Annotated in this window: 36 protein-coding genes; 30 read left to right on the plus strand and 6 right to left on the minus strand. The window is 68.9% G+C overall.

What is annotated here, in order from left to right:
* Positions 1–172 precede the first annotated feature (172 nt).
* Entirely contained in the window at positions 173–3,262 is a 3,090-nt protein-coding gene (locus tag BN4251_RS13135) for a UPF0182 family membrane protein (protein WP_087486381.1), read from the minus strand.
* Positions 3,263–3,439: 177 nt separating this feature from the next.
* Here BN4251_RS13135 and BN4251_RS13140 point away from each other — a divergent pair, with 177 nt between their 5' ends.
* Positions 3,440–3,973 (plus strand): PPA1309 family protein, encoded by a 534-nt coding sequence (locus BN4251_RS13140; protein ID WP_087485514.1) that lies wholly within the window; start codon positions 3,440–3,442, stop codon positions 3,971–3,973.
* 7 nt (positions 3,974–3,980) lie between these two features.
* On the opposite strand, the gene BN4251_RS13145 is transcribed toward BN4251_RS13140, so the two are convergent.
* The 4 genes from BN4251_RS13145 to BN4251_RS13160 all read right to left on the minus strand — a co-directional run bounded on the left by BN4251_RS13145 (position 3,981) and on the right by BN4251_RS13160 (position 7,403).
* On the minus strand, positions 3,981–4,448 hold the full coding sequence (locus BN4251_RS13145; RefSeq protein ID WP_245810353.1) for a single-stranded DNA-binding protein: 468 nt from the start codon (positions 4,446–4,448) through the stop codon (positions 3,981–3,983).
* A gap of 15 nt (positions 4,449–4,463) precedes the next feature.
* Entirely contained in the window at positions 4,464–5,831 is a 1,368-nt protein-coding gene (locus BN4251_RS13150) for a recombinase family protein (protein ID WP_140398435.1), read from the minus strand.
* 156 nt (positions 5,832–5,987) lie between these two features.
* The gene (locus BN4251_RS13155) at positions 5,988–6,704 is read right to left on the minus strand and encodes a hypothetical protein (protein WP_087485516.1); all 717 of its coding nucleotides are present in this window, start codon (positions 6,702–6,704) and stop codon (positions 5,988–5,990) included.
* Between the two features lie 165 nt (positions 6,705–6,869).
* A complete protein-coding gene (locus BN4251_RS13160; protein WP_087485517.1) occupies positions 6,870–7,403 on the minus strand; it encodes a helix-turn-helix domain-containing protein in 534 nt (177 codons plus the stop codon).
* 193 nt (positions 7,404–7,596) lie between these two features.
* Between BN4251_RS13160 and BN4251_RS13165 the strand changes: the two genes are divergently transcribed.
* Together BN4251_RS13165 and BN4251_RS13170 are read left to right on the plus strand one after the other, a co-directional pair.
* Entirely contained in the window at positions 7,597–7,875 is a 279-nt protein-coding gene (locus BN4251_RS13165; protein ID WP_087485518.1) for a helix-turn-helix domain-containing protein, read from the plus strand.
* Positions 7,876–7,903: 28 nt separating this feature from the next.
* Complete coding sequence (locus BN4251_RS13170; protein WP_087485519.1) at positions 7,904–8,206, plus strand: hypothetical protein; 303 nt, start codon at positions 7,904–7,906, stop codon at positions 8,204–8,206.
* Between the two features lie 155 nt (positions 8,207–8,361).
* Here BN4251_RS13170 and BN4251_RS13175 read toward each other — a convergent pair whose 3' ends face one another.
* A complete protein-coding gene (locus tag BN4251_RS13175; RefSeq protein WP_087485520.1) occupies positions 8,362–8,565 on the minus strand; it encodes a hypothetical protein in 204 nt (67 codons plus the stop codon).
* A 126-nt stretch (positions 8,566–8,691) separates the two neighbouring features.
* Between BN4251_RS13175 and BN4251_RS13180 the strand changes: the two genes are divergently transcribed.
* The 27 genes from BN4251_RS13180 (at position 8,692) to BN4251_RS18495 (ending at position 25,748) form a co-directional block, all read left to right on the plus strand.
* Positions 8,692–8,898: a hypothetical protein gene (locus BN4251_RS13180; RefSeq protein ID WP_087485521.1), complete on the plus strand. Its 207-nt coding sequence runs from the start codon at positions 8,692–8,694 to the stop codon at positions 8,896–8,898.
* A 59-nt stretch (positions 8,899–8,957) separates the two neighbouring features.
* On the plus strand, positions 8,958–9,830 hold the full coding sequence (locus tag BN4251_RS13185; protein ID WP_087485522.1) for a phage antirepressor KilAC domain-containing protein: 873 nt from the start codon (positions 8,958–8,960) through the stop codon (positions 9,828–9,830).
* A gap of 285 nt (positions 9,831–10,115) precedes the next feature.
* Positions 10,116–10,367, plus strand: a complete 252-nt coding sequence (locus BN4251_RS13190; protein WP_087485523.1) for a hypothetical protein — start codon at positions 10,116–10,118, stop codon at positions 10,365–10,367.
* Between the two features lie 226 nt (positions 10,368–10,593).
* A complete protein-coding gene (locus BN4251_RS13195; protein WP_087485524.1) occupies positions 10,594–10,773 on the plus strand; it encodes a hypothetical protein in 180 nt (59 codons plus the stop codon).
* Positions 10,774–10,787: 14 nt separating this feature from the next.
* Complete coding sequence (locus BN4251_RS13200) at positions 10,788–11,216, plus strand: hypothetical protein (RefSeq protein ID WP_140398436.1); 429 nt, start codon at positions 10,788–10,790, stop codon at positions 11,214–11,216.
* 6 nt (positions 11,217–11,222) lie between these two features.
* The gene (locus BN4251_RS13205; RefSeq protein ID WP_087485526.1) at positions 11,223–12,635 is read left to right on the plus strand and encodes a ParB/RepB/Spo0J family partition protein; all 1,413 of its coding nucleotides are present in this window, start codon (positions 11,223–11,225) and stop codon (positions 12,633–12,635) included.
* Between the two features lie 127 nt (positions 12,636–12,762).
* Entirely contained in the window at positions 12,763–13,599 is an 837-nt protein-coding gene (locus BN4251_RS13210; RefSeq protein WP_087485527.1) for a hypothetical protein, read from the plus strand.
* A complete protein-coding gene (locus BN4251_RS13215; protein WP_087485528.1) occupies positions 13,599–14,207 on the plus strand; it encodes a hypothetical protein in 609 nt (202 codons plus the stop codon). Before BN4251_RS13210 ends, BN4251_RS13215 begins: the two co-directional genes overlap by 1 nt.
* Positions 14,204–15,121 (plus strand): hypothetical protein, encoded by a 918-nt coding sequence (locus tag BN4251_RS13220; RefSeq protein ID WP_087485529.1) that lies wholly within the window; start codon positions 14,204–14,206, stop codon positions 15,119–15,121. Before BN4251_RS13215 ends, BN4251_RS13220 begins: the two co-directional genes overlap by 4 nt.
* Entirely contained in the window at positions 15,118–15,618 is a 501-nt protein-coding gene (locus tag BN4251_RS18040; protein WP_140398437.1) for a hypothetical protein, read from the plus strand. The genes BN4251_RS13220 and BN4251_RS18040 overlap by 4 nt, the downstream gene beginning before the upstream one ends.
* Complete coding sequence (locus tag BN4251_RS18045; RefSeq protein WP_140398438.1) at positions 15,618–16,136, plus strand: hypothetical protein; 519 nt, start codon at positions 15,618–15,620, stop codon at positions 16,134–16,136. Before BN4251_RS18040 ends, BN4251_RS18045 begins: the two co-directional genes overlap by 1 nt.
* Before the next feature lie 29 nt (positions 16,137–16,165).
* Positions 16,166–16,369, plus strand: a complete 204-nt coding sequence (locus tag BN4251_RS13230; protein ID WP_212647641.1) for a WhiB family transcriptional regulator — start codon at positions 16,166–16,168, stop codon at positions 16,367–16,369.
* A gap of 255 nt (positions 16,370–16,624) precedes the next feature.
* On the plus strand, positions 16,625–17,521 hold the full coding sequence (locus tag BN4251_RS13235; protein WP_087485532.1) for a hypothetical protein: 897 nt from the start codon (positions 16,625–16,627) through the stop codon (positions 17,519–17,521).
* A complete protein-coding gene (locus BN4251_RS13240; protein WP_087485533.1) occupies positions 17,518–17,871 on the plus strand; it encodes a DUF4326 domain-containing protein in 354 nt (117 codons plus the stop codon). The genes BN4251_RS13235 and BN4251_RS13240 overlap by 4 nt, the downstream gene beginning before the upstream one ends.
* Positions 17,868–18,011: a hypothetical protein gene (locus BN4251_RS18340; RefSeq protein ID WP_170931964.1), complete on the plus strand. Its 144-nt coding sequence runs from the start codon at positions 17,868–17,870 to the stop codon at positions 18,009–18,011. The genes BN4251_RS13240 and BN4251_RS18340 overlap by 4 nt, the downstream gene beginning before the upstream one ends.
* Complete coding sequence (locus tag BN4251_RS13245; protein WP_087485534.1) at positions 18,008–18,385, plus strand: hypothetical protein; 378 nt, start codon at positions 18,008–18,010, stop codon at positions 18,383–18,385. The genes BN4251_RS18340 and BN4251_RS13245 overlap by 4 nt, the downstream gene beginning before the upstream one ends.
* Positions 18,386–18,580: 195 nt before the next feature.
* Positions 18,581–18,751: a hypothetical protein gene (locus BN4251_RS18345; RefSeq protein ID WP_170931965.1), complete on the plus strand. Its 171-nt coding sequence runs from the start codon at positions 18,581–18,583 to the stop codon at positions 18,749–18,751.
* Complete coding sequence (locus BN4251_RS13250; RefSeq protein ID WP_087485535.1) at positions 18,748–19,071, plus strand: hypothetical protein; 324 nt, start codon at positions 18,748–18,750, stop codon at positions 19,069–19,071. The genes BN4251_RS18345 and BN4251_RS13250 overlap by 4 nt, the downstream gene beginning before the upstream one ends.
* Complete coding sequence (locus BN4251_RS13255; protein WP_087485536.1) at positions 19,068–19,598, plus strand: hypothetical protein; 531 nt, start codon at positions 19,068–19,070, stop codon at positions 19,596–19,598. Before BN4251_RS13250 ends, BN4251_RS13255 begins: the two co-directional genes overlap by 4 nt.
* 136 nt (positions 19,599–19,734) lie before the next feature.
* The gene (locus BN4251_RS13260) at positions 19,735–19,959 is read left to right on the plus strand and encodes a hypothetical protein (protein WP_087485537.1); all 225 of its coding nucleotides are present in this window, start codon (positions 19,735–19,737) and stop codon (positions 19,957–19,959) included.
* Positions 19,956–20,261 carry a hypothetical protein gene (locus BN4251_RS13265; RefSeq protein WP_087485538.1) on the plus strand — a complete coding sequence of 102 codons (306 nt, stop codon included), beginning with the start codon at positions 19,956–19,958 and terminating at the stop codon, positions 20,259–20,261. Before BN4251_RS13260 ends, BN4251_RS13265 begins: the two co-directional genes overlap by 4 nt.
* Positions 20,258–20,638 carry a hypothetical protein gene (locus BN4251_RS13270; protein ID WP_087485539.1) on the plus strand — a complete coding sequence of 127 codons (381 nt, stop codon included), beginning with the start codon at positions 20,258–20,260 and terminating at the stop codon, positions 20,636–20,638. The genes BN4251_RS13265 and BN4251_RS13270 overlap by 4 nt, the downstream gene beginning before the upstream one ends.
* Positions 20,635–20,940 carry an RNA methyltransferase gene (locus tag BN4251_RS13275; protein WP_087485540.1) on the plus strand — a complete coding sequence of 102 codons (306 nt, stop codon included), beginning with the start codon at positions 20,635–20,637 and terminating at the stop codon, positions 20,938–20,940. The genes BN4251_RS13270 and BN4251_RS13275 overlap by 4 nt, the downstream gene beginning before the upstream one ends.
* Before the next feature lie 180 nt (positions 20,941–21,120).
* On the plus strand, positions 21,121–22,311 hold the full coding sequence (locus tag BN4251_RS13280) for a hypothetical protein (RefSeq protein ID WP_140398439.1): 1,191 nt from the start codon (positions 21,121–21,123) through the stop codon (positions 22,309–22,311).
* Positions 22,283–22,792 carry a hypothetical protein gene (locus BN4251_RS13285; RefSeq protein ID WP_140398440.1) on the plus strand — a complete coding sequence of 170 codons (510 nt, stop codon included), beginning with the start codon at positions 22,283–22,285 and terminating at the stop codon, positions 22,790–22,792. Before BN4251_RS13280 ends, BN4251_RS13285 begins: the two co-directional genes overlap by 29 nt.
* A gap of 573 nt (positions 22,793–23,365) precedes the next feature.
* Complete coding sequence (locus BN4251_RS13295) at positions 23,366–23,590, plus strand: hypothetical protein (protein WP_087485544.1); 225 nt, start codon at positions 23,366–23,368, stop codon at positions 23,588–23,590.
* A 1,297-nt stretch (positions 23,591–24,887) separates the two neighbouring features.
* Positions 24,888–25,748 (plus strand): hypothetical protein, encoded by an 861-nt coding sequence (locus BN4251_RS18495; RefSeq protein ID WP_212647616.1) that lies wholly within the window; start codon positions 24,888–24,890, stop codon positions 25,746–25,748.
* Positions 25,749–25,752 lie beyond the last annotated feature (4 nt).

A 25,752-nucleotide genomic window follows, 5' to 3' on the forward strand; every position in this document is an offset into this window, starting at 1 on the left:
CGACATCAGTAACTCTACGACCACTCGCCCACCGAGTCCAACCAGAACCCCTCCGACGTGGGCCATGACACGTTCACGGGCCGTTCACCTGCCTGGACGCCGGAACGCCCGGCCGGCTCCGGTGGACAACCGGCGCCGGTCGGGCGTTCCTGGAGGATCGGAGCGCGGTGACTCAGCCCTCGCCTCCGTCGGAGGGCTGCGCCGGGACCCCGGTGCCGCCGAGCTCCGCGTTGGCGGCCATCGCCCTCTCGAGCGCATCGGAGAGTCGCTCCTGGGCCTCGCCGTAACCGGCCCAGTCGCCCTCGGCCATCGCGGTCTCCGCATCGACCACTGCGGTGTCCATGTCCTCGAGGGCCTGGTCGAGGCGCTCCTGCGCGGAGCCTGCCGCCGGCGGTGCCGGGCTCTCCTCGCCGCCCTCTGCCGGGGCGTCCTCAGCGGGCGCGTCCTCGCCCTCCTGGACGGTGCCCTCGCCGGTCTCGGCATCGACCGCGCCGGAGGGGGCATCGGTGTCGGAGACCTCGGCGTCGCCGGCGCTCGCACCGGAGTCACCGCCGAAGACGAGGTCGAGCGCCTCGTCGAGCGTCGGCGCGAAGCCGATCTTCTCGCCGAAGGAGACCAGCACCATCTGCAGCAGCGGGTACTGGGTGCCGCCACCGGTCTGCGAGGACTGCAGGAAGACGGGCTGGACGTACAGCAGACCGCCGCCAACCGGCAGGGTGAGCAGGTTGCCGTTGATGACCTCGGAGTTGCCGGACTTCAGCAGGTTCAGCGCCTGTGAGACGTCGGGCTCCGCGTTGAACGTGGCCTGCACCTGGCCGGGACCGTTGACCGGGTTCGAGGCCGGCAGCACCATCAGCGTCATGTCACCGAAGGTATCCGCCGGATTCCCCTCGGCATCTCCCGTCTCCGAGTCCACCGCGAGATAGCCGGTGAGCACGTTCTGCCCCTCGGAGGGGATGAAGCTCGAGGAGAGCATGAAGCGCGGCGACTCGGCATCCGGCATCTGCATCGTCAGGTACATCGGCGGCTGCGGGGCCTGCTGGCCCGTGCTGCCGTCGGGGTTGGTGGGTGCGGGGACCGTCGGGTCCGGCGGGACCTGCCAGAAGTCCTGCTGGGTGAAGAAGTCGTCCGCGTCGGTGACGTGGTAGGTCGCCAGGATCTCGCGCTGGGCCTTGAAGAAGTCCGCGGGGTAGCGCAGATGCGACATCAGCTCGCCGCTGATCGTGGAGGCCGGCTGCAGCGCCTCCGGGAACACCTCGGACCATGCCTTGAGGATCGGGTCCTCGGTGTCCCAGGTGTACAGCGTCACCGAGCCGTCGAAGGCGTTGACGGTGGCCTTGACGGAGTTGCGCATGTAGTTCGCCGAGCGCTCGCGGTTGATGGCGGAGTCGTTCGGGTTGGTCTGGGAGTCGTTGACTGTCTCGTCCAGGTTCACCGACTGCGAATACGGGTACTCCGTGGTCGTGGTGTACCCGTCGACGACCCACACCAGCTGGTCATCGACCACTGCCGGGTACATCTGGGAATCCAGCGACAGGAACGGGGCGACCTCGCGCACGCGCTGCTGGGGGTCGCGGTCGTAGAGGATCTGCGACTCCTCGTTGAGATAGTCGGAGATCACGATGTTCGGATCCCGGAACTTGATCGCATACAGCAGCTGGTTGACGAAGCCGCCCACCGAGGGGCCGCCGTCTCCCTGGAAGGTGTTGTAGACCTGGTCGCCGCCCTGCTCGTCGTCGGTGCTGCCGCGCTGGTAGTCGAACTCCTCGGGCTCGCTGCCCTCGGGAGCGCCGACGATCGAGTAGTCCGGGGAGTGACGGCCGAAGTAGACGCGCTCCTCGTACTCGCCGAGGGCGCCGCTGCCCGGCACACCCGACTGCAGGAAGCTGGGCTCACCATCGGCGTTGCGGCGGTTGCCGTAGGAGGCGGCGGCGCCGTAGCCGTGGGTGTAGATGATGTGCTGGTCGACCCAGGAGCGGTCGGCGAGGCCGAACTTGTCCGGGCGCAGCTCGCGCACACCGATCACGGTGTCCTGGAGCTCGCCGTCGATCTCGTAGCGGTCCACGCTGAGCACGTCGTCGAAGCCCCAGTAGCGACGGTTCGCCTCACGCTGCTCGAAGGTGGGCGAGATGATGTTGGGGTCCATCAGGCGGATCTGCGCCGTGGTGGAGGCGTCCTCGCGCAGCGCGCCGGGCTCGGCATCGGTGGTGGCGGTGTAGGGCACCTCGTTGATGTCGTCCAGGTTGAACGCGGTGCGGGTGGCATCGATGTTGTTCTGGATGTAGGGCTGCTCGAGCGCGCGCTCGTTGGGCTGGACCTGGAACTGCTGGATCGCCCAGGGGTAGAGGTTGCCGACCACCAGGGTGGACAGGATCATCAGGCCCGCGCCGATCGCGGGGATGCGCCAGTCCGAGCGGAAGATCCACACCACGAACAGCGCCGCCACCACGATCGAGGCGATCGCGAGGATGGTCTGGGCGGGCAGGATCGCGTTGTGGTCCGCGTAGGAGGCGCCCTCGAAACGGGGGTGCGGAGCGGTGAGCAGGTCATAGCGCTGGAACCAGTGGCCGGCACCGAGCAGCAGCACGTAGATGGCGGCGAGCACGCCGAGGTGTCGGCGCGCCGAGCGGGTGACCTCGAGGCCGCTGTCCTGGCCCCAGCTGACGCCGCCGTAGATGAAGTGCCCCACGAGGGCGCCGACGATCGAGACCAGCAGCACGAACTGACCGAAGGAGACGAGCAGATCGATCAGCGGCAGGGTGAAGACGTAGAACGAGATGTCGTTCTCGAAGATCGGATCGACCTGCCCGAAGTCCTGCGGGTGGAGGAAGAGCTGCACGTCCTGCCAGCGGCGGGACAGGGCGAGGCCGCCGAACGCACCGATCACGACCGGGGCACCGTAGGTCAGGCCGCGACGCAGCGGATCCACGGCAGCACGGAACTGCTCGAGCGCCTCCTGCTCACGCGTGACCGGCGGGTAGACCGGGCGCTTCATGTAGGCGATGCGCAGGCTGAGGAACAGCGGGACCGCGAACAGCACGAAGCCGCCGACGAACAGCAGGCCCTGGGTGAGCCAGCGCGTGGTGAGCACGTCGGTGAACTCGAGCTGGTCCATCCAGAGGTACTTGGTCCACACCTCGGAGGCGATGACGAGCAGGGCGATCAGCGCGACGAGCGCACCGATCGTGATCGCCAGCGGGGAGATCTTCCCCGAACCGCCCTGGTTCGATGCAGGGGCTGGACGTGGGCGCGGCCGTGGCATGTCGCCGAACGGGGCGGAGAAACTCACAGATAACCTCAGTGCCTTGTTGTCGGGGCTCTCGGTCGCTGCTGCGGTGCAGGAGGTGTGACCGGGGCTCCGGGTACAGTGTGGTGCCGCCGCGAGATGCGGCGGTCCTCCTATTCTGTCAGGCGAACCTGTAAGGGACCTCTCGATCCGATGACGACTCCGGCCCCGGACCCACTCGACGCACCGACCGCCGCGCTCGCCGCCGCCGTCCTCGAGGTGGCTCGTCATGTGGAGGGCGGCGATCTGCCGTCCCCGCGGCTGTTCGCCCTCGCTCGCAGCGCCGATCTGATGAAGGTCTCCCCCTCCCTCGCGGCGCTCCTCGGAGCGGACGGTGACGGCACCGGGGCGCCCGATGACCTGCATCTGACGCCGATCGACCTCGAGGACGGCTCCCCCGTGGATCCCGATCCGCTCGCCGCGCTCGAGTCCATCCAGTGGCCGGACCTCGCCGCCGGGGGTGCGATCGTGTGCGACCTCGCGCCGTCGGCATGGTCCGTGCGCGAGGGCGCCGGTGCCGGGGATCTGCCCTCCGGCAGCGCCCTGAGGGTGGTGGCCGCGGCACTGAGCGACGGCACCACCTGGTCGGCGGTGCACCGCGGCGACGAAGAGGGGTACGTCCTCGGCGCCGCGCTGCTGCCGGACATCACCCGGGCGCTGGTCCAGACGCTCTCCGCGAGCGACTGAGCCGGTCTCAGAATGCCGGGGCGAGCGAGTCGTCGTCCGCGGACTCGGTCTCGAAGGCGTCCTCCGCGTCCTCGCTGACGGAGTCGCTGAGCACCTCACCGGTCTGCGGATCGACATCGGGCACGTCCGCCGTCCGCAGCGGCTTGGTGAAGATGGCGCTGCCGTAGGTCAGATCGTGACCGACGGCCTCCGCCTGGATGTTCAGCGAGTGGCGCTGGGTCTCGTCCTGGGCGATCCACTCGGAGCTGCTGAGCCGGCCGGTGACGATCAGGGGCTGGCCCTTGCGCACGGAGGTGAGCAGATTGCGGGCGAGGTTCCTGCGGGCGAACACGGTGATGAACTCGGTCTTGCGGTCGGCGAAGTCCTGGGTGGCGGCGTTGTAGTACCGCCCGGTGACGGCGATCCGCACCTTCGCGGTGACGGTGCCGTTGTCCTGCTTGTGCTCGGTGGGATCAGCGGTGGCATTGCCGATCACGGTCGTGAGTCTGCGTCAACCCGTACTGGGTGTGTAGGTGCCGGCGGGGTAGATCTCGATGTGCTTGTCGGCGTTGAAGTCGATGGTCACGGCATCGAGGGCGCGGTGTAGGAGAGTGCGGCGGTGGGTGACGGGGAGGATATCCCAGTCGTCCGCGAGGGAAACGAGAGCGTCGCGCAGCGGCGGCGCTGCCTCTTCTGCGGTGCCTGCTTCGAGGGCGTTCCGTGCGGCGCCGAGCTTCTCCTCGAGCGGTGCGGCTGCGAGGCGGTAGGCGTCGGGGCTGATGATGTTCTCGGCGAGCTGGACGGTGAGGCGGGAGAGGCTGGTCTCGTGCTGCGTGACGGTCCGCTTCAGCGCGGCAACGTCGGCGGTGGGCTTGGGTGCGGTCTCGACGGGGACGGAGCGTCGGAACTTCGCTTCCTGCTCGACCCAGGCGCGCACGGTGTCGTCTACGAGGTGGGTGGGGATCTGGACGCCTTGGTGCGCGCCGGAGAATCGGGCGGAGTAGCAGCGGTAGTACCACCAGCGGCCGCGCGCGGCGGCGCCGGTGAGGGCCCGCCCGCACACGCCGCACTTCGTGAGCCCGGACAGCAGGTACTCGCTAGCCTCGGTCCGGGGCGCGGCCGAGCGCCGCTTCCGAGCTTGCCGGTAGGCCGCGAACTCCGCCTCCGTGATCAGGGGCTCGTGCGCGCCGGGCAGCCATTGCCCGTGGTAGAAGATCCGGCCGACAGCGAACTCCTTGTCGAGGATCTGGATGAGGTTTCCCGCGGTCCAGCGCTTGCCGTGCAGCGTGGTGATCCCCTGCGAGTTGAGCCAGATGCACAGTCCGTACATCGTCTCCCCGGCCGCGAACCGCCTGTAGAGGTCCACCAGGATCGGGCCGGTGACGGGGTCGGGGACGTGGATGCCGTTCTCCCGGTCGTAGAAGTACCCGAACGTGGCCTTGCCGTGCGGGGTGAGTCCGAGCTTTACGCGCCGGGCCTGCGCCTCACGCCACTGGTCCCCCGCCCGCTCCGACTCGTAAGCGGCGATCTCGATCATCATCCCGCGCGACAGCCGCCCGATGCTGGTGCTGGTGTCGATCGGCTCAGTCGCCGACTCGATCCGCCCCCCGGCCTCCTGCGTCCGGTCGGCCGCGAGATACCAGTCCAGCCTGTTCCGTGAGAGCCGCGACCACTTCCACAGCACGATCACGTCCGCGGCGCCGCGCTGGACCGCATCCATCACCGCCGCAACCCCAGGCCGATTGAACGTCCTCCCCGACAGACCCGGATCCGACTCGACCCCCACCACCTCATAGCCGTGCCGCGCCGCATGCTCCCGCCCCGCGGACTCCTGCAGCTCGAGGCTGATCGACTCCTCCCGAAACGTCGACTGCCGCAAATACAGAATCGCACGCTGCCGCGTGCCCCTACCCCTACTCAACCCAGATCCCTCCTTCCCCAGCCGCTCTCGAACGCCGCTCCGCGCTCGCTGGGGGTGTTAAGGGCCCTCCGTCAGCAGTGGCGCTGGCCGGAGGGCCATGGTCGTTCGATGCCGCTACTTCACTGGGAACGGCACGAACTCGTCAGCAAACAGCGAGGTGCTTGCGCTCATGAAGGAAACCTCATCGGGGAGGTCGCCGGGGCCGACGAGCCACTGCTCGTTGCGCTGCCCGACGTTCGCGCTCTCGGACTCGATCTCCCATGCGAGGTCGTTCACCTCGAGGTCGAGGTCTGAACCGTCGTCGATGATCTCGTCCCACTCCACGGCCTGGTTGTTGAGGTTCTGGAATGCGTACTCGTTGCCATCTGCGTCGTACATGAGCCACTCGTACATCCCGATCTCTTCGGTGCCATCGCGATTGTCGACGTCGATGCGGATGTAAGTGACAGGGTCCTCGCCGACGAGTTCGCGCATTCGTTCGATGTCCTCGGGGCCCTCAACGCCGATCTCGGCAATGCCTTTCACTCCGGTCATGCCCTCGAGGTAGAAGCTCCCGCGGGTGGGCACCGCGTTGTTCGCGACTGCATCGACGTCGAGGGCAATGGACTCACCGTCGAACTCGGCGGCGTCGCTCTCGCCTCCATCCGCAATCGCGTCGCCTTCTGGCTCTTCAGCGTCCGTGGACTCCGCGCTCGGCGCGTCAGGCTGCTCTGCCGTGGCACCGTCGGCATCGGTGGGGGTGACCTCTTCAGCATCAGGCGTCCCTCCGCAGGCGGCGAGCAGCAAGAGGGCGGCGGCAGGTGCTGCGAGCAGTCGGAGGGTGCGTTTCATGGTGAGCTCCTTGAGGGTGGTGGTGTTGATGGTTGGATCGTAGGCAGAGCCTCCGACGCCCGGTTGCGCCGTGACCGATCCGGTACCGCCGCTGTGGCCTACGCGGCCGCGCACAGGCGTAATAAGCCCATCTCGCTGAGCATCACGCTCCATGCACGCTGGAAGCTACTCGGCATCGTCCTCACCGTCCTCTTGCTTCGCGCGTAGTTGGGCGCTCAGGCTGTCCCGCTCTTTCTCGAGGATGCGAATACGTCGCTCCAGCGCCTGAGACCTTGTGACGAGCAGGGCGGCTAGCTCGCTTGCAGTGAGGTCGACAGCCGTCGGAGGTCCGTCGTAGCTGTCGTTCGACTCGACCTCGTCCGGTGCGGCGTCGACACCTGCAATCGGCCCGTGCGGCGCACGCACCTGCATGATGCCGCCGCGGCGATCGCCGCCTGGGTACTCGATCTCTGTCCAGCGAGAGTCGCCGACGAAGAGCGCATGGAGCGTCCCCTCGGCCCAGCCCAGAGCACGCTCGATCTTGGCTCGGCTCGTGTCGTGAGGCCACCTCTCTCCGCGCTCGAGAGAGCGGAGCGTCTTCGCGTCCACGCCGGCCTCCGTTGCGAGAGATGCCTGGCTGAGGCCGAGCTGCACGCGTTGTTCGACTACGGCACGGCCCGCTTCGGCGAGCTGGGCGTAGTAGCGCTCCTGTGTGTTCATGGCGCAATCGTGACAGGAACCATCGGGAACAACAATCCGCCATATGGGGGGCAGAGGCGGAGGTAACACGGGAACACCTTGGGGTAACTACATTGATGTTGTTCCCCTTCCACCGGCACAAACGCCTGTTATCGACCAGTGTTCCTCGCGGTTCCGCTTGCAAGTTCCCTAGAGTTCCCCTACGGTTAGCGGCATGAACACGGAACCTAACGGAACTCAGCGGAGGCCCACCCGCTCTGCCTCAACTGAGGCCCAGCGGATCGGCGCCACTCTCCGCACCATCCGGGAGCTGCGCGGATTCACCGTCGACGAGCTCGCCCGCGAGGTCGGCATCTCCCGCCCCTACCTCGCCAACATCGAGGCCGGCCGCAAGCCGCTCTCCGACGTCCTTCTCGCGAAGCTCTCCAACGCCCTGCGCGTTCGACAGCTCGCGATCATGCGCCCCGATCTCGAAGAGAGCACCGCCGCCTGACCAGCCACCGATCAAGGAGCAGATCACCATGGCACCCACGACCCTCACCCTCGTCCCGACCGAGGCCGACATCTACCCCCACCTCGGCAAGGACGACACCTGCATCTACTGCGGGTCCGCGCAGACCGACGAGCAGGCCGAGAACGACCGCACTGTCGAACACGTGACCCGCGACCTCGTCACCCTGCACCGCATCCGCGAGGCGCTCCGGGTCGAGTTCGGTTTCGAGAACCCGGGCTTCGACGACGACGTGTACGACCTCCTCTGCGAGCTCGACACCGCCACCCGCACCACGACGCCGGCGCTCGCCGAGACGGCGGTGGCCCGATGAGCGCCCGGGGTTGCCAGTGCCGGTGCGGGACGAGCGACGGCGCCCTCCCAAAGGAGGACGCCGTCACGATTCGTCACATCGATGCGACGCGACTGCGTGGATCTGACGAGATCTTCGTGGACGGGCCAGTCCGCATCATCCCGCTGGACGTGACGTCACTTACCGGTGCTTCGAGCCTCAATCGCACCGAGGGTGGTGAAGACGTCGTGGAAGGTCCGGTCGACGAGAGAGGCGAACTCCTTGACGTCGTACGACTCAGCGTTGTTCAGCTCGCGGACAGCGGTGTTGTACCGCTGGACGAGTTCGTAGGACAGGGGTGCGTCTGCGGCCGAGAACGGAATCGGCGTGCCGTCGCTCATGATGCTTCTCCTTCGGTTGGTGAGGATGCTGAACCGGGCCTGGCCAGCACTGCCAGCGTAGAAGGAGAACCGGCTGCGGGAGGCCCGAACGCAGGGTCTCCCGCGTCCGACCTCAGCGCCGCACTGATGCAGCAGGCGGAGCTACTCCACCACGAGCTCTGGAGGCTGCGCCGCACGCCCGAGGACATCGCTCGGATCCGCGCGCTCCGGGACGCGCTCAGCGTCTTGACCGACCTGCCGTCGAGCTACTCGACCGGCGCTGCCTTCTACTACGCCGGCGCCGCACTCGCGTCCGCTGATACCGCGCTCGCCGAGGCACACCCCGAGTCCTGAATGAAGAAGCGCCCCCGCCATGCCGGGCGGGGGCGCACGAACCCAGAAGGGAACGAATCATGTCTGACCTTACCCCCTCCACTCCGTCGGCGGAGTCTCCGTTCGACGCGATCAAGCGCACCCGCCCCGACGGCGCCGAGTTCTGGTCCGCCCGCGACCTGATGCCGCTCCTGGGCTACTCCGCTTGGCGGAACTTCGAGGTCCCCCTCGAGCGTGCTCGGAAGTCCGCCGAGGCGCAGGGCCACGTTGTCGCCGAGCACTTTGCGGGATCCCGCAAAGTCGCCTCGAGCGGCCCAAGCATGGCCGACTTCCAGCTCTCTCGCTTCGCCGCGTACCTCGTGGCGATGAATGGAGATCCCAACAAGTCCGAGGTCGCGGCAGCGCAGGCGTACTTCGCGATCCGGACCCGCGAGGCTGAGGTCGCCGAGCCCGCGCCCGTCGCGCTTCCTGGCCGTCGTGAGCTCGCTCAGATGGTCCTCGAGGCCGAGGACCGCGCGGACCGGGAGGCGATCGCCCGGGCTCGCGTCGAGTATCAGCTTGAGAAGCAGCAGCCCGTCGTTGATTACCACCAGAAGTTCGTCGCGGAGCACCAGGACATCGTCACGATCGACAACTTCGCCTCGCAGTACGGCACGACGGGTCCGAAGGTCCGGGAGCTGATGAAGGAGACGGGCGTGGCGGTCCGCCGCGTCGTCGCGCAGCGCTGGTCGAAGAGCAAGGGCCGAATGGTCGACGACTACGAGTGGCGCCCCCGCCAGGGCGTCCTCTCGTCGGACTGGTTCGTCCTCCGCCCCCAGCACAACGCCCCGCGCCTCCACAACGGCCAGGTCCGCCAGACGCTCTACGTCCTCCAGTACCGCGTCCAGCACCTCGCCACGAAGCTCGGCCTGACCGCGCCCGTCCTTGACTTCGACGGGAGTGACCCCCGATGACCGCCCCGCGCCACCGAGCGCTCCCCCGCTCCCGCCCCAGCGGCCGGCGCCGAGGCGCCCGCCGCATCCCCCGCGACATCGTCCGCGCGCTCGCGGACACCGCCCTGAAGCACAGGAAGGACCAGTCATGACCTGCGATTACTGCGGTCTCCCGCTCGCTCCGGAGGCCCGTCACGAGCTCTGCGACGTCGAGGCCAGCATGGCACCGCTGCTCGCCCCGCTCCATTCCTGCCCGGACTCGGGCACGTACCCGTGCGAGTCCTGCAACCCGGTGGAGGTGTCGGCATGACCTCCACGACCCAGCGGAAGATCCGTGAGCAGGTGCAGGCGGGGATCGATGCGCGTGTGGCGTTCCAGGACGAGGAGGACCGGATCGCGGCTGCCGCTGGCGTGATCATGCTCGGCGCGGACGGGACGAGTGTCGAAGAGGCCGCTCGTATGGCGAAGCGTGCTGGCGGCCCGTCGGTCGAGGAGCTCGTCCAGATGATCCGGGTGCGCCGCGCGCACCCGTCGGTCCCGGGTCGGGTGGCGGCGTGAGCGGGCGGGTGATTCCGATGCGTCGTTCGCGTCGGAAGCGGATCGCGCTGGAGCTGCTGCAGTGCTCGCCGGAGCAGTGGCTGGTGGCGTGTGAGTGCGGGCGCTCTTCGCGGCACGCGACGCGTGATGGTGCGCGGGCGGCGCGGCGCAAGCACCAGGCCGATCATGACCGCGCCGAGGCGCTGCATCCGGCGGGCAAGGCCCGGCCGCAGGGCGGTGATCCAGCATGAGCGTCTTGCTCTTCCTGTCCGGCCTCGCGGTGAAGGCCGTGTTGCTGCTCGCGATCGCCGCGGTGCTCGTCGCGATCCCGCTCGTGTGGTGGGACTGCACGGCGGGGCCCTCGGCCGGCATGGCTCGCGAGCACGCCCAGCGCGGCCGCCCCGTCGTGGGGGTGGGTGGCAGGTGAGGTCTCGTCGTCCCGTGAACGCGCGCCCGGCGCGTCCGGCACCGGTCTGTGAGGACTGCGGTGCGGACGTGTGGTGGGCGTGGGGGCTCCACGGCAAGAAGTGGACCCCTCTCGTGCCCGAGCGGTACGCCCTCGAGGGCGGGATCGGGCGGTTCGAGGTCTGGCGGGACGCCCACGGAGGGCTGCTGTGCAAGCACCGGCCCGAGGGCGAGCGGGGCGACATGGATCAGTCGTGGCGCGGGAACCACCACAACGCGGTGTGCGCGCACTACCGCGGTGAGGCGACGGGCGCGCTGCTGCGCGAGGTGCGGGACGCGGTCCCGCTGATGGAGGACAGGGACTTGCTCGTGCTCGGCCACCGGCTGCGCGAGCTCGGAGACGCGATCTCCGCACAGATCAGGCGCAGGGCCATGCAGGCCGACGCCGACAACGACAGGGAGTAGAAGGACATGGAGCAGATCACCATGGTGCCGCTGGAGCAGCTGCACCCGCACGAGCAGAACCCCCGCATCGACGCGGCCCAGGTCGAGGACCTGGCCGAATCGATCCGCGAGCACGGCATCGAGGTCCCCCTCGTCGTCGTCCCCCCGTACGACGACACCGAAGGTGGGTGGGTCGTCATCGCCGGGCACCGCCGTCTCACCGCCGCGCACGCCGTCGGCCTCACCGAGGTGCCGGTGCTGGTCCGCGCCGACCTCATGTCGAAGCAGGAACAGCTGGCGTTCATGGCCTCGGAGAACGTCCACCGTGACCAGCTGACCCCGATGGAGGAGTCCCGCCTGGTGCAGGACATGCTCGAGCTCGGCATGACCCAGGCCCAGGTCGCGAAGCAGACCGCGCTCGGCAAGCAGCGCGTCCGCGACCGGGTCAAGCTCAGCAAGCTCGCCGAGGACACCGGCGAGAAGGTCCACCGCGGCCAGGTCAGCATCGATGACGCCCTCGTGATCGCCGAGTACAGCGACGACCCGCAGATCGCGCAGGAGCTCGAGGCGCATGCTGGCACGTACCACTTCGACTTCATCACCTCGCGTGCGAAGGCTCGCCGCGAGAAGCAGCAGCGGACCGACGCGGCGATGAAGGAGGCGAAGAAGCGGGGCATCCGGATTGCCGGCGAGGCCGCCGATTTCGTCGGCCTCGCCGAGCTGATCGAGATCGGCTTCACCACCCCCACGCTCGAAGATGCTGCGGCCCGCGAGGTCGACGGCGAGGAGTGGGGCGCGCTTGTAGCGTCTGAGCACTCGTCCTGCCCCGGCCATGCCGCCCGCGTGATTCAGTACGGCTCGGACGCTGGCTACCTCGAGACGGGCTGCGACCAGGTCGCCGAGCAGCACGCCGACGCCACCTCCCCCACCGCCGAGCCGGAGCCCGCGAGTCCGTGGGACGACATCACCGCCGAGGACTTCGACGCCGCCCGCATCCACCGTGAGCAGCACCTCGCCAAGCAGCTCCCGGCGATGAACCCCGAGTCGACTGCCGTCGAGCTCGCCACCGAACAGCTCCTCGGCCAGTGCTGGCGCGACTACGGCGACTCCCCCGACGCGGTCGCGCTCATCGAGGCACTGACCGGCGTCGAAGGCAAGTCCCGTGTCCGCCGCAAGCTGGCCACCTGGCCCCTTTCCGTCCTCGTCCTGCTCAACACACAGTGGTGGGAGCTCGCCGCCCACCACCGCTACATGGGCGAGGGCCGCCAGGGCTCCTCCTACTGGGGCGAGAAGTCCAAGCTCCGCCGCCTCCTCGAGGACACCGGCTACTCCTGGACCGAGCCAGAGCAGCGCGCGATCCTCCTCGCCACCGGCAAGGCCCACGACGCCACCGACGAGGCCGACGGCGCTGCGCTCGCCGAGGGTGGTGAGGCGGCATGACGACGTACATCGATCCGTGCGCGTGGTTCGCGGGGTGTGGGCGCAGGGCGACGGGCATGATGCCCCATCCGGTGCTGGGTGAGCTCCCGATCTGTGATCGGTGCCGGAAGATCGTGGAGGCGAACCGATGACCACGATCGAGTTCTCGGCACCGGGCAGCGGGAAGGATCCTGTCACGCTCTCGTCCGAGCAGCTATCGAAGCTCGCTGAGCGTGGCGCTGGTCTGGGCTCCCGGGTGTCGTTCACGGTGTACGGCAGCGAGTTCATGGCGCTGCTGCGGGTCGTTGGCCTGTTCCAGGCAGATCCGAGGACGTTCGACGTCCTCGCCGCGGTGCGCTGCATGGTCTGCGGGGACGGCCTGTACATGTCGGCGGTGAACGGTGTCTCGGCGGCCGCGGCGCATGTGGACACGATCCAGGTCGATGGTCTGGGCCCTTTCTCGATCTCGTACGAGCATGTGAAGCAGATCCTGTCGTTCTTCAAGCCCGGGAAGCGGAAGGGCAAGGACAAGGAGCTGTTCGTCCTCGAGGTGACCGTCTCCGACACGGAGCTGGTGATCGCTGATGTGTCGAAGCTGTTCGGCGGCGACAAGCTCACGATGGCGTTACCCCCGGAGGCGGAGGTCCTCGAGCGGGGTGAGCAGTCGCAGTCGGAGCGCGCGTTCGCGGCGTTCTCGACGCTGGCGGGTGGCACCGCACCGGATCATCCGGTCGCGCTCGAGGATGGTGTGCACTTCTCCCCCGCGGAGGTGGCTCGCCTTGGTGATGCCGCCGCGCTGCTGAACATGGAGCTGTCCCTGCGGATGCTCGGCCGGCGCCTGGTCGCGCCGCTGGGCCCGTGGTGCATCGCCTACACCGCAGGCACGCTGCGGAAGGACGACGGGGAACAGCGCCCCTTCATCGATGAGAAGTCGCTGCAGGGGTGGCGTGCTCGTCTCGAGGACCTCGAGAAGGGGGTGCTCTGATGCTCCGGATCGACAGGAAGCTGGTGTTCCTCGACATCGAGGCGACGAGCCTGGACATCTGGACGGCGCGGCCGTGGGAGATCGCGATGATCGAGCGGTGGCCGGATGGGCGTGAGCGGTCCACGGAGCTGATGGTCAGCGACGTCGACACCTCGGACGCTGAGCCGGAGGCGCTCGAGGTGGGGCGGTTCGCGCAGCGGCACACTCCGGGCGGCCGGGCGCGCTGGTACGAGGAGAAGATCGTCGCGCTGTGGGTCGCTCGGCGGCTCTCGCCGGAGCAGGGGCTGGGCCGCCCGGTGGTCGTGGGCTCGAACGTGGCGGGCTACGACCTGCCGGTGATCACGGCGATGCTCGCCCGCCATGCCCGCTACATCGGCCGGATCGGTGCAGCACCGGCGTGGCACCACCATCCGATCGACCTCGTGACCTGGACCCAGGCCCGTGAGGCCGCGGGCCCGTTCAGCACCGTCTCCCTCGGCGCCGGGTCGTACGACCTGTCCGAGCTGGCGGGTGTGCCCCGCCCAGCCGGCGCGGTCGCGCACACCGCGATGGGTGATGTGCTGTGGGCGCGGGCGTGGTGGGACGCGGTCAAGGGCGTGATCGCATGACCGCCCAGACTGTGCGCGGCGTGGTCCGCGACTGCACCCACCCGATCGCGAAGCACAAGCACGGCACCGCCACGGCATACAAGCGGGACCGGTGTCGCTGCACCCCGTGCACGCGTGCGCAGAACGTCGAGGATCGGCGCCGCCGCCTCGACGCGCATCTGGGCGTCCCCCGCCGGATCGATGCGGGCCCGGTCCGTGAGCACATCCTCGCTCTGAAGGCCGCTGGCGTCGGGTACCACCGCACGGCGCAGCTCGCGGGAGTCTCTAGCTCGACGGTTCAGAAGCTCGTCCGCCGCGATCCGAACCGTCGCGATGGGCTGCCGCAGCAGAACATCACCCCGGACGTGGCGGCGAAGATCCTCGCCGTCGAGGCGTCGCTGGAGACCGCCTCCACCGGCGCCGCGCTCGACGCAACGGGCACACTGCGTCGCCTGCACGCTCTGCATGCCCGTGGCTGGTCCCGCCGGGCACTCGCGGACGAGCTCGGCGTCGCGAACTACGCCCTGAGCTACATCGAGGAGCGCGGCACGGTCACAGGCTCGATGGCCCGCGCAATCCAGCGACTTTACGACCGGCTGTGGGATCAGGCCCCGCCCTCCGCGACACAGCAGGAACGCGCAGCGGTCACCTCCACACTCCGCTGGGCCGAGAGGAACCGGTGGCAGCCACCAGCCGCGTGGGATGACGAGACGATCGACGACCCCACCGCGCGCCCCCACGGCAAGATCCGCGCCCGCCTCACGGCGACCCAGCGTCTGGACGAGCTGCTGTTCCTGGTCCGTGCGGGAACGCCCCTCGAGGAAGCCCTCACCCGCACCGGCTACTCGGAATGGAGCAACGCCCGCACCTCCGCCGTGCGGCACGGCCACCCCGCCGCGTCACTGCTGCAGGACCAGCTGGAGGTCGCAGCATGACCGGCCGGACCCGCTCCCGCCCCACCAGCCCCGCGGAGTGCACGTGCAAGAAGGCCCACCACGAGCACGGCACCACGGGCATGTACGACCGCCACAAGTGCGGCTGCGACCCCTGCTACGCCGCCGCCAGATCCCGCCGCGAAGCCCGAACCGACGTTGCACCTCAACCAGCCGACGAACACGCCATCCAAGGGCTCTTCGTCGCGACCTTCCCCTACTACGGCGGCCTCTCACCCCAACGCCTACGCCGCATCCTCCGCACCGAGGTCGCAGCGCTCGCCGAGGGGCAGGGGGTGCGGGTGCTGGCGGGAGACCTGGTGGTCCGGATCGATCGGACGGGCGCGGGTGTGTTCGTGGCCGTCGCGGTCCCGGCGGAGACGTTGGCGCCGCTGGTCGAGGTGAATCAGCGTGCCGCGGAGCTCGCGTGGCGGCACGAGCAGGCACATCCACTGCTGGCGAAGGCGCTGATCAGTTCTATCGAGGAGGAGGCGGCGTGATGAAGCTCGGGAAGCATCCACCACTGGCTGGGCCAATGGACCTTGGAGACGCATCTCAATCCCTCCGCGACCGCTTCTGGTCGAAGGTGAGGATCGCGGGCCCGGACGAGTGCTGGGAGTGGGCGGCCTACAGAAAGTCGGGTGGGTACGGCCAGTTCATGCTCGAGAAGGGGAAGTTCAGGACGGCCTCGAGGGTGTCTCTAGCGCTTTCCGGGGTCGTGCTCGGGGTCAACGAAATGGCCTGCCACACGTGCGACAACCCACCATGCGTGAACCCCGCGCACCTGTTCCCTGGATCGCAGTCGATGAACGGACTCGACAGCGTGTCGAAGGGAAGGGCCAACCGCTCCCGTGGAGCGCAGCACCTGAGTGCGCGGCTTACTCCCGACGACGTTCGTGCGATCCGCGCCGTGCCCGAGGCCTACGGCGTCACTGCCTCTCTCGCACGCGAATACGGCGTTTCTTGGGTGGCGATTCGGAACGTTCGTCTCCGCCGCACGTGGAAGGAAGTTGCATGAACTGGGAACTTCATAAGCCAGAACCCTGGATGGCAGACGCTCTATGTGCGCAGGTAGATGGAGATGTTTGGTTCCCCGCGGTCGGCGGCTCCGCGAAGGAGGCCAAGGCCATCTGCAAGGAGTGTCCGGTGCTGGAGCAGTGCCTGGCGTTCGCGGTCGAGCACCACGAGGTGGGCATCTGGGGCGGGACGAGCGAGAAGCAGCGCCGGGCGCTCCGGCGGGAGGCGGCGTGATGAAGGTCAGCCACTCGATCCCCACCCGCGAGGCGCGCCGGCATGTCCGGACCATCGACTGCCCGTGCAGCCCGGCCCAAGCCGTGACCGCAGCACCCGGCGAGCAGCCGGCCGTGACCATCACCCACCGCCCCCTGCCGAAGAAGAGGAAGCCGTGACCGCCTGCCCGCACCTCGTCTTCGGCTACTCCCCCTGCACCCGCCCCGCCGGCCACACCGGCGCCCACTACGGCGACATCAACCCCAGGAGAACACCATGAGCATGATCACGAGCCGCAACACGCGTTCCCTCAACGCGATCAACACCGCGGACTTCATCGTCATCCGCAGAGGTCCCGGAGGTATCTCGATCGAAGCGCACGAACGGGAGGACGATTGGTCATCCGTGACGGTCGGGCCGTTCGACCTCGGCGAGCTGCGCGCGACTCTGGATCGTCTTGCCGCCACACCGTCTCTGCTCGGCTCCTACAGCCGCACGGACGCCCCTGATCTGCTGGATGGAGGGGTCACTGCCGCCGCCATCGAGAAGGAGACCGAGGACCCGGGCGGGCCGCTCGACGAAACGGCCGACTTCTGGCGCGCACGGTGGAAGGAAGCCGCAGACCGGGCCGACGCCCGCGACCTCGCCGCACACCAGTGGAAGGAGGCGACACGGGAGAACATCGCCCGATTCCGAGCTGCACGCGACTTCGCGGAGATGTGCCAGAAGGGGTCCCGCGCGGCCACCGCCCGTGCCGAGAAGGCCGAGCGGGAGCGGGACGAGTGGAAGGACTCCGCGATCAAGGCGATGGCCGATCTTGAACGCGCCGAGCAGCCCCGCCCGCTCACCGCCCGCGAGCACCTCTCTGCCGCGTGGGAGGCCGCGCACGTGCCCGCCGACGGGATCATCCCCGCCGGGGCCGACTACCTGTGGCGGAGTGCCGTGACGGGTCGGGTCGTCCAGGGAACTCCTGACGATGAGGCCGCGAGCACGGGCGCGGGCGGCTCCATCGAGCGCCGCCTCCTGGACTCGCCCTCGGCACGCCCTGAGTGGGCCGACATCGAGGACGTGCTCAACGTGGGCTGGCCCGAGGGAATCAACGGCTCGGACAACGGCTACATCGCCCGAACTCTCCACGAGGGCGGCGTCCGCGTGACGGGGGCGGACCGATGAGCCCGCGGCGGATCCAGCAGCGCCGCACGAAGGGGTGGCGGAAGCCCGAGGGCGCGGTGTCGGTGACCCGGTCGTCGAAGCACGGCAACCACTACCGCGTCGTCCCCGTGGGCCGGGGCTATGCCGTCAAGGACCACCACGACGAGGACTGGGGCCACTACCCCACCATCCGCGAAGCGCGAGCCCGCGCCGTGCGCCTGTACCGCTTCGACGTGACGGACATCGACCAGGGCAACATCCCGCTGATCCAGGAGGAGCTGAGCGGGAAGGACCTCATGTGCTGGTGCCCCCTCGACCAGCCCTGCCACGCCGACGTCCTCCTCGAACTCGCGAACGGAGACCCCCGATGACCGCCGACCCGATCTCCCAGCTGGTGGCCGCCCACCGTGCCATCGCCGAGCAGGCCCGTGCCGATGGCGACCCTGGCCGCGCCAACCTTCACGAATGGGCTGCCGAGCAAGCCCTCATTTTCAAGGAGCAGGACCGATGACCCGCCTCCGCACGGTCCTCCGCACACTCACCGGCGTCGCTCCTCTCGTGGGTGGCGCGGTGGCTGTGGGCGCCGCGGTCGACTCTGCTCTCGATCACGCATGGGCTCAGGCAGCGTGGGCGCTCGTCGCCGCCGGCTGGGCTTTCCTGTACGCGGCCCACCGTTGCCCGGCGCCGGAGCCGGTCGAGCGGGGCCTGGCGTGTGTGCACTTCGTTGGCGGGCCTGAGGACGGAGGCGGTGGGATCCTCCCGGGCGTCGCTCGGGACCTGCACCGCTCCACGATCCAGGTCGAGGGTGCTGACTACCGGATCGCAGCCGTTGAGCAGACCTGCTACCGCGCCGAGCTGGCTCCGATCCGGGAGGCGGCCGAGTGAGCCGGCACCGCCCGGGCGCGCGCGTGCGGCTGCGCCGCGGCCGCGTCGCGCACATCGTCGCCTCGACCGCTCCGGATGACCCGGCCCGCTTCACCCTCTGCGGCATGCCCGTCCTTCTCGACGACCGCGCCGCGCTGCCCGAGGACCCCGACTGCACCGGCTGCTACAACCGCCCGGCCCGGAGGAGGCGATCGCGTGGGACAGACCTTTCACGTCTACCCGGTCGATGACCTGATTGCGCACGACACCGAGACCGAGGACTGCATCTGCGGTCCCAAGATCGAGCTGGTCCCCTCCGAAACGGGCGACGGCTGGCTGATCACTCACAACTCCCTCGACGGAAGAGAAGCCAAGGAGAACCGATGAGCACGACCACGATCTACGTCCCCACCCCTGTCGAGACGCTCGAGCAGGCGAAGGCGCTGCCCCACGGCACCATCGCTCGCGTCCAGCTCGAGGAGAAGGACGACTGGACCGTCCTCGCCCTCTCCGATCTGAAGAACCCGAAGCAGCCGGGCGCCCGGTTCTGGTTCGCGCCGATGAGCTTCAACGCCTTCCTCGACGACGCGATCGTCGGCGGCATCGCCCTGACCCCCATCGAGGTGGAGATCGAGCAGATCCGCGAGACCGAGGGCCGCCGCCGGGCGAAGACGCTCTTCGTCACCCCGTGGGAGGAGACCCGATGACCACCTCGACCATGTACCTGTTCACTGGCGAGACGAACGTCCGGACTACCCGCCGTGAGCGCTACGGGCACAGTGGTGCAAAGCGCTACGAGAGCGCGGCGGTGGCCGTGACCGTGCTCGCCGCAGACCAGGCCGCCGCCGAGCGGATCGCCGGCGCGATGCTCAGCACCCCGGACGACACCCCCGGCGGCGCCTTCAGCCACCACGTCGACACGCACACCCGCTGCTTCACGTGGACCCGTGTCGAGCCCGCACCCGCCGGCATCGCCGAGGCAGAGCAGCTCCGGCAGGAGCTCGTCCAGACCGTCGCCCTGCTCGACGAAGCCCGGTCGGACCTCAGAGTCTCCGAACGGCAGGCATCCGACGAGCGCGAGCGCGGCGAGTACACACAGCAGCGGATCACGGACGTGTACGCGCTGCACAGCCCGGCAGGATCGCCCCCGGTGTGTCAGCACTGCCAGGGCTCGCAGGGCGGGCACCCTCCCTTCCCGTGCCCCACGATCCGCGCGCTCGAGGGGGACGCATGAGGTTCCCGACCATCGAAGAGGCTTTCGAGGCTGCCGGGTGCATCGCGTTCGGGCACCAGTGGGAGCACATCACCCGCCGCAGGACCGAGGAGGTGTACCGATGCACCGAGTGTGGTGCGACCGAGAGGAAGCCCAGATGACCACTCCGCAGCCCAAGACCGTGAAGCTCTCCATCTCCCTGACCGCCGACGGTCAGCTCGGCTTCAGCAGCGCGGGGAGCAGCCCGGACACCACCGCGCATGACCAGTGCCGGGCGCTCATGCTCGGGATCTACGTCCTCTGCCGGCAGACGATCGGCGGCAGCCCCGACACCGAGGTGATCCAGGACCTGAAGGACTGGGCCGACGAGGTGATGTCATGACCGCCCGATTCGTCTACGTCCCGCGCCTGATCGAGTCCGCCGAGCAGGCCGAAGCACTGCCCATCGGGACCTGCGCGAAGATCGAGGAGACCGCCGGTACCGGCACCTGGTACGCGCCGCCACGAGTCAACATCGGCCGTGGCATGTGGTCCGGTGACGACCTCTACCGCTGCTCCGACATGGTCGGCTGGACGGCTCTCGTGCCCATCGAAGCCGAGGAGGGGACCGACACCATCGAGACCGGCGAGGGGCACTTTTACACCCGCACCCGCTTCGTCACCCCCTGGGAGGAGCCCCGATGAGTATTTACGCAGGACCGTTCTGGGAGGTCGGCGGCCGGGGCAACCCCGGCAGCGTCCGCACCCGCGACAGCGTCAAGGACTACGCCGCCGGGCGCCGTGGGGCGAACCGGTATCCCACCGACCACACCGGGTCGGTGGCCGTGATCGGCCTCTCGGTGATCCCCGACCACTGCGTCCCGGGGAACGACGAAGGCGACGAATGGGGCGACCGCTGTCGTCTCACGATCGACCGCTGGGACCCGAAGTGGAAGCAGCCGATGGCCGTGCCCGACGCCGGCGGGTCTCTCATCCTCGACATCCCCGCGGCACGAGCACTCGCAGCCGCCCTCGCCGAGTGGGCCGATGGCGCCACCGCATCTCCGAAGGAGCCCCGATGATCACCGAGCAGACCCGCCGGCGGCGCCGCGGCCGCGCGATCCGGAAGGCACGCCGCGCACAGCAGCACCACCGCACCGCGCAGTCCCCCTTCGACAGGTTCCACCGATGGAGCTCCGAGGGGATCACCGCCACGGTCGCCCGGACGCTCGACGCGCTCGCCGGAGCCCTCGTGGCCATCGGCACCACAGCCCGCGTGGCCGCGAGCCGGATCACGCCCCTGCTCCTAACCCCGCGCGATGGCGCCGGCGCTCGCCGGCAGCTGCTCCACAACGGGCGGGCGCCGAGGAAGGGAGGGAGGTGATGAGCGATGGCGCAGATCTGTGATTCCTGCGGCCGGGTGATCAACCCGGTGACGAGCGAATGTGCATGTTCGGACTGATGGGAGTGAGGGCCTGTGGCCTGGTTAAAGACGGGTGATACCGCGGCGATGGATGAGCGTGTGCTCGACGTCGCGGAGCTCGAGACGGCGGAGCCGTGGTCGGTGAACGAGGTGTTCGGCTTCGTGTCGCGCATGTTCATCCAGGCGGCTCAGCAGGGCAGCGACTACCGCGTGTCGATGGGCACGGCGATGGCGCTCTCGCCGCGGTATGAGCTGCTGCTTTTGCAGGCCTCACAGACGGGGCTGCTGGAGCTCGCCGTCGAGGACGGCCGGCGGATGATCCGTCTGGTCGCAGATGGGGACTTTCACCATCTGCGAACGCGCGAGGAGATCGAGCACGAGAACGCCCGCAAGGCGAACAACTCCGACCCCTCGCTCACGGTGCCTGCCCGGCGCCGCGATGGAGATGCGTGCCGCTACTGCGGGAAGGTCGTCAACTGGGCTGACCGGAAGGGCAACAGGGGTGGGACGTACGACCACCTGAAGCTGCCCGCCCAGAGCTACCACGAGCTCGTCGTCGCGTGCATCGAGTGCAACAGCGGCCGCCGGGACGGTTCCAAGGGCCGTGATGCCCGCTACCCGCTTCTGCCGGCACCCGTGGAGGGCCAGCAGTACTACTCGAAGTCCACGATCCAGTGGCTCGAGCAGAACGGCACTATCCTCACCGAGCTCGGCCTGACGATCCCGAAGCGCCAGCGCGGCGCGAAGGACCGCCGACCGGGTGTCCAGACCCGGACTGACGCGACCCCCGCCCAGGGGCGTGCGTCCACCACCGAGGGTGCAGGGCCCGCGGCGTCGCCTCATGGCGGCGAACAACGACCTGCTGGCCCCCAGACGCGACCGGAGCCCGCGGCGCCGCACACCAGCGGCGAACAGCGACCCGAGCCTGCGCGCGGAGCCACCCCGACCGACGAGCATGCGGTGCCTGCGCGTGCTTCCGAGGACCCTGCTGACGCGGCGCCGCATACCAGCGGCGAACAGCGCGCAGGCCACCCCTCGGAGGCACCAGACGCGGACCACATGCCCGATCAGGTCGCACCTGAGGTCGTCCAGAAACCCAATACAGCCAGGCGAAACGCTCTCGGCAGATCCGATCTGGATCCTGAGGGTGCGGGATCTGGATTTGCCGGGTCGGGACGGGACGGGTCGGGCCGGGAAGGGCCGGGACGGGGGCCGCCGGCCCGGCGGCCCCGCCTGGGAGACATCGAAGGAAGCGTGGTCGGAGAGGGAGGGGCAAGCGGTGAGGGCGATGGTGGATCCGCGGGTGAATCAGTTCCTGAAGATGGTCAATGATCTGGAGGAGGCTGCTCGTGTGCTTCCTCGGTGGGCGAAGCGGAAGGTCGAGGGTCCGTCGGGTGGTGGTTCTGGCTCGGCGGTGCTGGTGAATGTGACCGGGCTCGATCTGGCTCGCGAGATCCATGCCGTGCTCGTGCCGTGGTGTGAGCAGGTGGCTGAGGAGTGTGGGCTCGACCCGTTGTGGCCAGAGGTGTCGTCGTGGGCGCAGACTCCGTCGGGCGCGTGGGTTGCGACGGGTGGGAACACTGGCGAGGTCGCTCGGTGGTTACGGGCGAACGCTGGCTTCGTAATCGAGCAGCCGTGGTATGCGGACGAGATGTGGCCCGAGCTGCTCGAGCTACGTCGGAAGGCCCGGGCGCTGATGGGGTTGTGGCGGTCACCGCGGTCGATGCGTGATGCGGTGATCGAGGCCGCGGCGTCGGGTGGGTCGCTCGAGGAGATGCGGGAGGTGGCGCGTGCACGCCGAGCAGAAGCCTGAGGGTCTGGTCGTTGACCGGGCGTGGATCACGAGGATGTACGGGCTCTCCGACCGGTGGATCCGGCAGGAGCTCCCGGTCCACGAGTACGGGCGGGGCGGCAAGGCGCTGCACCTGTTGACGCCTGATGTGGTGGGGCGGCTGTCGAGCACTCCGTCTCGACGCCGTGGGAGGCGCGACACGCCGCGTCGTTCTGGGGGTCCTTGACGCTATGCCACCCTAATGCCACCCTGATCGTGATCTTGGTGCACTGTCACCTTCGGCCCGTTCGCACATGCGCGAGCGGGCCGTTCGCATGCCTGCCGGCGGCCGGGCCAGCCTCACCATCCTCCTGGACCCCGTGCTCGGACCCGAGCCGCCGGCACCCATCTCGCCCCGCGAGTCCCTGAGGGGGTGGCCACGATGTGACCTCCTCTCGTGTTGCTGGGCCAGAACCCCGAGGTGCTGCTCCTCCTCGGGTCCCCGGGTTGAAGCCCCCTGATCGGTGTGCTCCCTGTGGGGCCGTGGCTCGGTGGCGAGCTCCCCTACCTCGCCGCCGAGCCTTCGGCTGCGCCTCGTTGACGAAGGAGTTCTTCATGGATCCGCGCGACCAGCTTCTGCAGCACCTCGAGCACGCCGACCTCGATGGCGTAGACGAGCTCGAGGACGGAGACGTGATCACCGGCGCCGTGGTGCTGCTTCGGGTGGAGCGCCTCTCGGAGGAGGGCACGGCCGTGGTGATGACCAGTGACGTGGACTTCTTCTCCCAGCTCGGGCTGCTGACGGCGGCGCGGGATCTGATGCGTGACGACGGGGAATGATGGCGACCTACTCCCGGCCACACTACGACTCGTACCGGGACCTGGCCGAGGCGCTGAGACGCAAGGCTCGGGCACAGGATCTGCCGTGTCACCTGTGCGGTAGGCGGATCGATTGGGATGCGGACTGGCGTGACCAGTGGTCGTACACCTACGACCATGACGTGCCGATCGTGGCGGGTGGTGATCCGCGTGGGCCTGGCAGACAGGCCCACCGAAGATGAAGCTGTAACGCGCGACGCTCCGACCGGGTCGAGTTCGAGCCCGTGCGCCGGCCGCGGACTACGAAGGACTGGACTGGTGGTCGATCCGGGAGGAGGTGATCCCGGTGGCGAGATCGGTGTGTTCGGTGGACAGTTGCTCCAATCCTGCGAGACACAAGGGCGCAGACCTCTGCGCCAAGCACTACCACCGGCTCTACCGCCACGGCAGCGTCGACCTCACCGCGCAGGCAAGTGGAATCTCAGTCCGAAAGCCCCGTAGGTACAGGACGATCACAATGAAGCACCACCCCCTCGCGATGGCGAACGGCAAGGTGTACCGGCACCGCATGGTTCTGTATGACGCTCTCGGCGGGGAGGACCCCGAGTGCTACTGGTGCGGGAAGCAGCTTCGCTGGTCTGCGCGCCGAGGTGATCCGTCCTGCGTGCACGTGGACCATCTGGATGGAGACACCGGGAACGACGAGCGTGCCAACCTCGAGCCATCATGCGGTGGATGCAATTCGGGTCGAGGCATCCAGGAGCGAAGCCGAGCGCTTCGGGCAGCTGGCCTGTGGTCTGGGTACGACACCGTCGCCACCCTGAAACGGGGTGGGAGAGCTGAGAACGTGGAGGCTCGGCGGCTCGGCAGGGCAGAGGCCGCGACCGACGGCTGCGCACGAGTGTGACCCGGAGGGGCGCCCCCCCGTCCGGGTCACACTCGTGCGCAGCCGTCGGTCCGGCCCTCCCGCCTCCACACGCATAGTCGGGATTTCACACACAGATCTCGATTCTGGCCGTTGGACGGGAAGAGCCGAGATTCACACACAAACATGCAGGTCAGAGCGTCATTCACGGGCTCCATAGCGAACTATGTCGCTCACCGCTCGCTGGGCCTGCATCGATGCGATCGAGGCGGACAGGCATTGGACATCTCTGCAGGTCACCCCCTAGATTCGTCCCCTTCTTCGGGGTAGAATCGGGGCATGAGGAGACAGTGCGACTGCGGGGCGAGGATCCCCGTGAGCGAGCGGCCGGGGAGGCCCCGTCGCTACTGCTCCGCGCCGTGTCGAAAGCGGGCCTGGCGGCAGCGCCGTGCGGTGCCCCGCAAGATGCGGGCGACGCCGCGCTGGGTGCGGTGGACGCTCGAGCCTCGCAGGGACAAGCTCACGAAGGTGCCGCGTCAGCTGAACGGGCGGCACGCCTCGAGCACCGACCCGCGCACCTGGACGACGTTCGCCGCTGCGCGCTCCTCCTCGCTCGGCGAAGGGATCGGCTGGGTGCTCGGCGAGGGCATCGGCTGCATCGACCTCGACGACTGCATCATCGACGGCCGCCTGCAGCCCTGGGCCGAGGAGATCATCCGCAAGTACCGACGCCGCGCCCTGCTGATCGAGCGCTCCTGGTCCGGTGAAGGCGTCCACATCTTCATGCGGATGAAGCCCGGCGCCGGCCGCCGCATCCGCGACGGCCGCAACATCGAGGTCTATCCCCCGGACTCGGGTCGCTACATCGCGGTGACCGGCCGTCGCTTCGATCTGGACGGAGGTGTGGTCGTGGAACGCGAGCTGAAGCCCTGCGGCACCCCAGCAGCCGCACGCCGGCACCGGCGCCGCGGAGAGCCCGTCTGCGAGGAGTGCCGCGCCGCCGAGCGGGAGGCCACTGCCCTCTCCCGGGCCGTGAAGCGTTCCGAGGCGCGCGAGGAAGCAGCGCAGGACGCCGAGCAGGTCCCGGAGAAGATCGACCAGCTGACCGAGCTGCGGTTCATGTACGGGCGGATCCGTGGCGCGCTGCACCGCGCCGAGCCGAAGGAGGTCGCGACGCTCGTGAAGCAGGGCGACCAGATCCTCGCCCGCATCGCGCAGCTCGGCGAGGGCCCCGCTGTCCAGATGTCGCAGCCCGCTGGCGATGAGGTCGACGAGTTCCGCCGTAGGCGCGAGGACCGCCGTGTAGCGAGGTGAACCA

Source organism: Brachybacterium massiliense, from assembly GCF_900184245.1.
GTDB classification, from domain to species: domain Bacteria; phylum Actinomycetota; class Actinomycetes; order Actinomycetales; family Dermabacteraceae; genus Brachybacterium; species Brachybacterium massiliense.

Coding starts and splice junctions, on each gene's coding strand:
- BN4251_RS13185 (WP_087485522.1), top strand. CDS start 8,958: ATGTCTGACCTTACCCCCTCCACTCCGTCGGCGGAGTCTCCGTTCGAC.
- BN4251_RS13170 (WP_087485519.1), top strand. CDS start 7,904: ATGGCACCCACGACCCTCACCCTCGTCCCGACCGAGGCCGACATCTAC.
- BN4251_RS13140 (WP_087485514.1), top strand. CDS start 3,440: ATGACGACTCCGGCCCCGGACCCACTCGACGCACCGACCGCCGCGCTC.
- BN4251_RS13195 (WP_087485524.1), top strand. CDS start 10,594: ATGAGCGTCTTGCTCTTCCTGTCCGGCCTCGCGGTGAAGGCCGTGTTG.
- BN4251_RS13240 (WP_087485533.1), top strand. CDS start 17,518: ATGAGCCCGCGGCGGATCCAGCAGCGCCGCACGAAGGGGTGGCGGAAG.
- BN4251_RS13250 (WP_087485535.1), top strand. CDS start 18,748: ATGAGCACGACCACGATCTACGTCCCCACCCCTGTCGAGACGCTCGAG.
- BN4251_RS13180 (WP_087485521.1), top strand. CDS start 8,692: ATGCAGCAGGCGGAGCTACTCCACCACGAGCTCTGGAGGCTGCGCCGC.
- BN4251_RS13230 (WP_212647641.1), top strand. CDS start 16,166: ATGGCAGACGCTCTATGTGCGCAGGTAGATGGAGATGTTTGGTTCCCC.
- BN4251_RS13275 (WP_087485540.1), top strand. CDS start 20,635: ATGATCACCGAGCAGACCCGCCGGCGGCGCCGCGGCCGCGCGATCCGG.
- BN4251_RS13205 (WP_087485526.1), top strand. CDS start 11,223: ATGGAGCAGATCACCATGGTGCCGCTGGAGCAGCTGCACCCGCACGAG.
- BN4251_RS13235 (WP_087485532.1), top strand. CDS start 16,625: ATGAGCATGATCACGAGCCGCAACACGCGTTCCCTCAACGCGATCAAC.
- BN4251_RS13215 (WP_087485528.1), top strand. CDS start 13,599: ATGCTCCGGATCGACAGGAAGCTGGTGTTCCTCGACATCGAGGCGACG.
- BN4251_RS13295 (WP_087485544.1), top strand. CDS start 23,366: ATGGATCCGCGCGACCAGCTTCTGCAGCACCTCGAGCACGCCGACCTC.
- BN4251_RS13175 (WP_087485520.1), bottom strand. CDS start 8,565: ATGAGCGACGGCACGCCGATTCCGTTCTCGGCCGCAGACGCACCCCTG.
- BN4251_RS13270 (WP_087485539.1), top strand. CDS start 20,258: ATGAGTATTTACGCAGGACCGTTCTGGGAGGTCGGCGGCCGGGGCAAC.
- BN4251_RS13135 (WP_087486381.1), bottom strand. CDS start 3,262: ATGCCACGGCCGCGCCCACGTCCAGCCCCTGCATCGAACCAGGGCGGT.
- BN4251_RS13265 (WP_087485538.1), top strand. CDS start 19,956: ATGACCGCCCGATTCGTCTACGTCCCGCGCCTGATCGAGTCCGCCGAG.
- BN4251_RS13220 (WP_087485529.1), top strand. CDS start 14,204: ATGACCGCCCAGACTGTGCGCGGCGTGGTCCGCGACTGCACCCACCCG.
- BN4251_RS13210 (WP_087485527.1), top strand. CDS start 12,763: ATGACCACGATCGAGTTCTCGGCACCGGGCAGCGGGAAGGATCCTGTC.
- BN4251_RS13245 (WP_087485534.1), top strand. CDS start 18,008: ATGACCCGCCTCCGCACGGTCCTCCGCACACTCACCGGCGTCGCTCCT.
- BN4251_RS13190 (WP_087485523.1), top strand. CDS start 10,116: ATGACCTCCACGACCCAGCGGAAGATCCGTGAGCAGGTGCAGGCGGGG.
- BN4251_RS13160 (WP_087485517.1), bottom strand. CDS start 7,403: ATGAACACACAGGAGCGCTACTACGCCCAGCTCGCCGAAGCGGGCCGT.
- BN4251_RS18340 (WP_170931964.1), top strand. CDS start 17,868: ATGACCGCCGACCCGATCTCCCAGCTGGTGGCCGCCCACCGTGCCATC.
- BN4251_RS13155 (WP_087485516.1), bottom strand. CDS start 6,704: ATGAAACGCACCCTCCGACTGCTCGCAGCACCTGCCGCCGCCCTCTTG.
- BN4251_RS18045 (WP_140398438.1), top strand. CDS start 15,618: ATGAAGCTCGGGAAGCATCCACCACTGGCTGGGCCAATGGACCTTGGA.
- BN4251_RS13255 (WP_087485536.1), top strand. CDS start 19,068: ATGACCACCTCGACCATGTACCTGTTCACTGGCGAGACGAACGTCCGG.
- BN4251_RS13165 (WP_087485518.1), top strand. CDS start 7,597: ATGAACACGGAACCTAACGGAACTCAGCGGAGGCCCACCCGCTCTGCC.
- BN4251_RS13260 (WP_087485537.1), top strand. CDS start 19,735: ATGACCACTCCGCAGCCCAAGACCGTGAAGCTCTCCATCTCCCTGACC.
- BN4251_RS18040 (WP_140398437.1), top strand. CDS start 15,118: ATGACCGGCCGGACCCGCTCCCGCCCCACCAGCCCCGCGGAGTGCACG.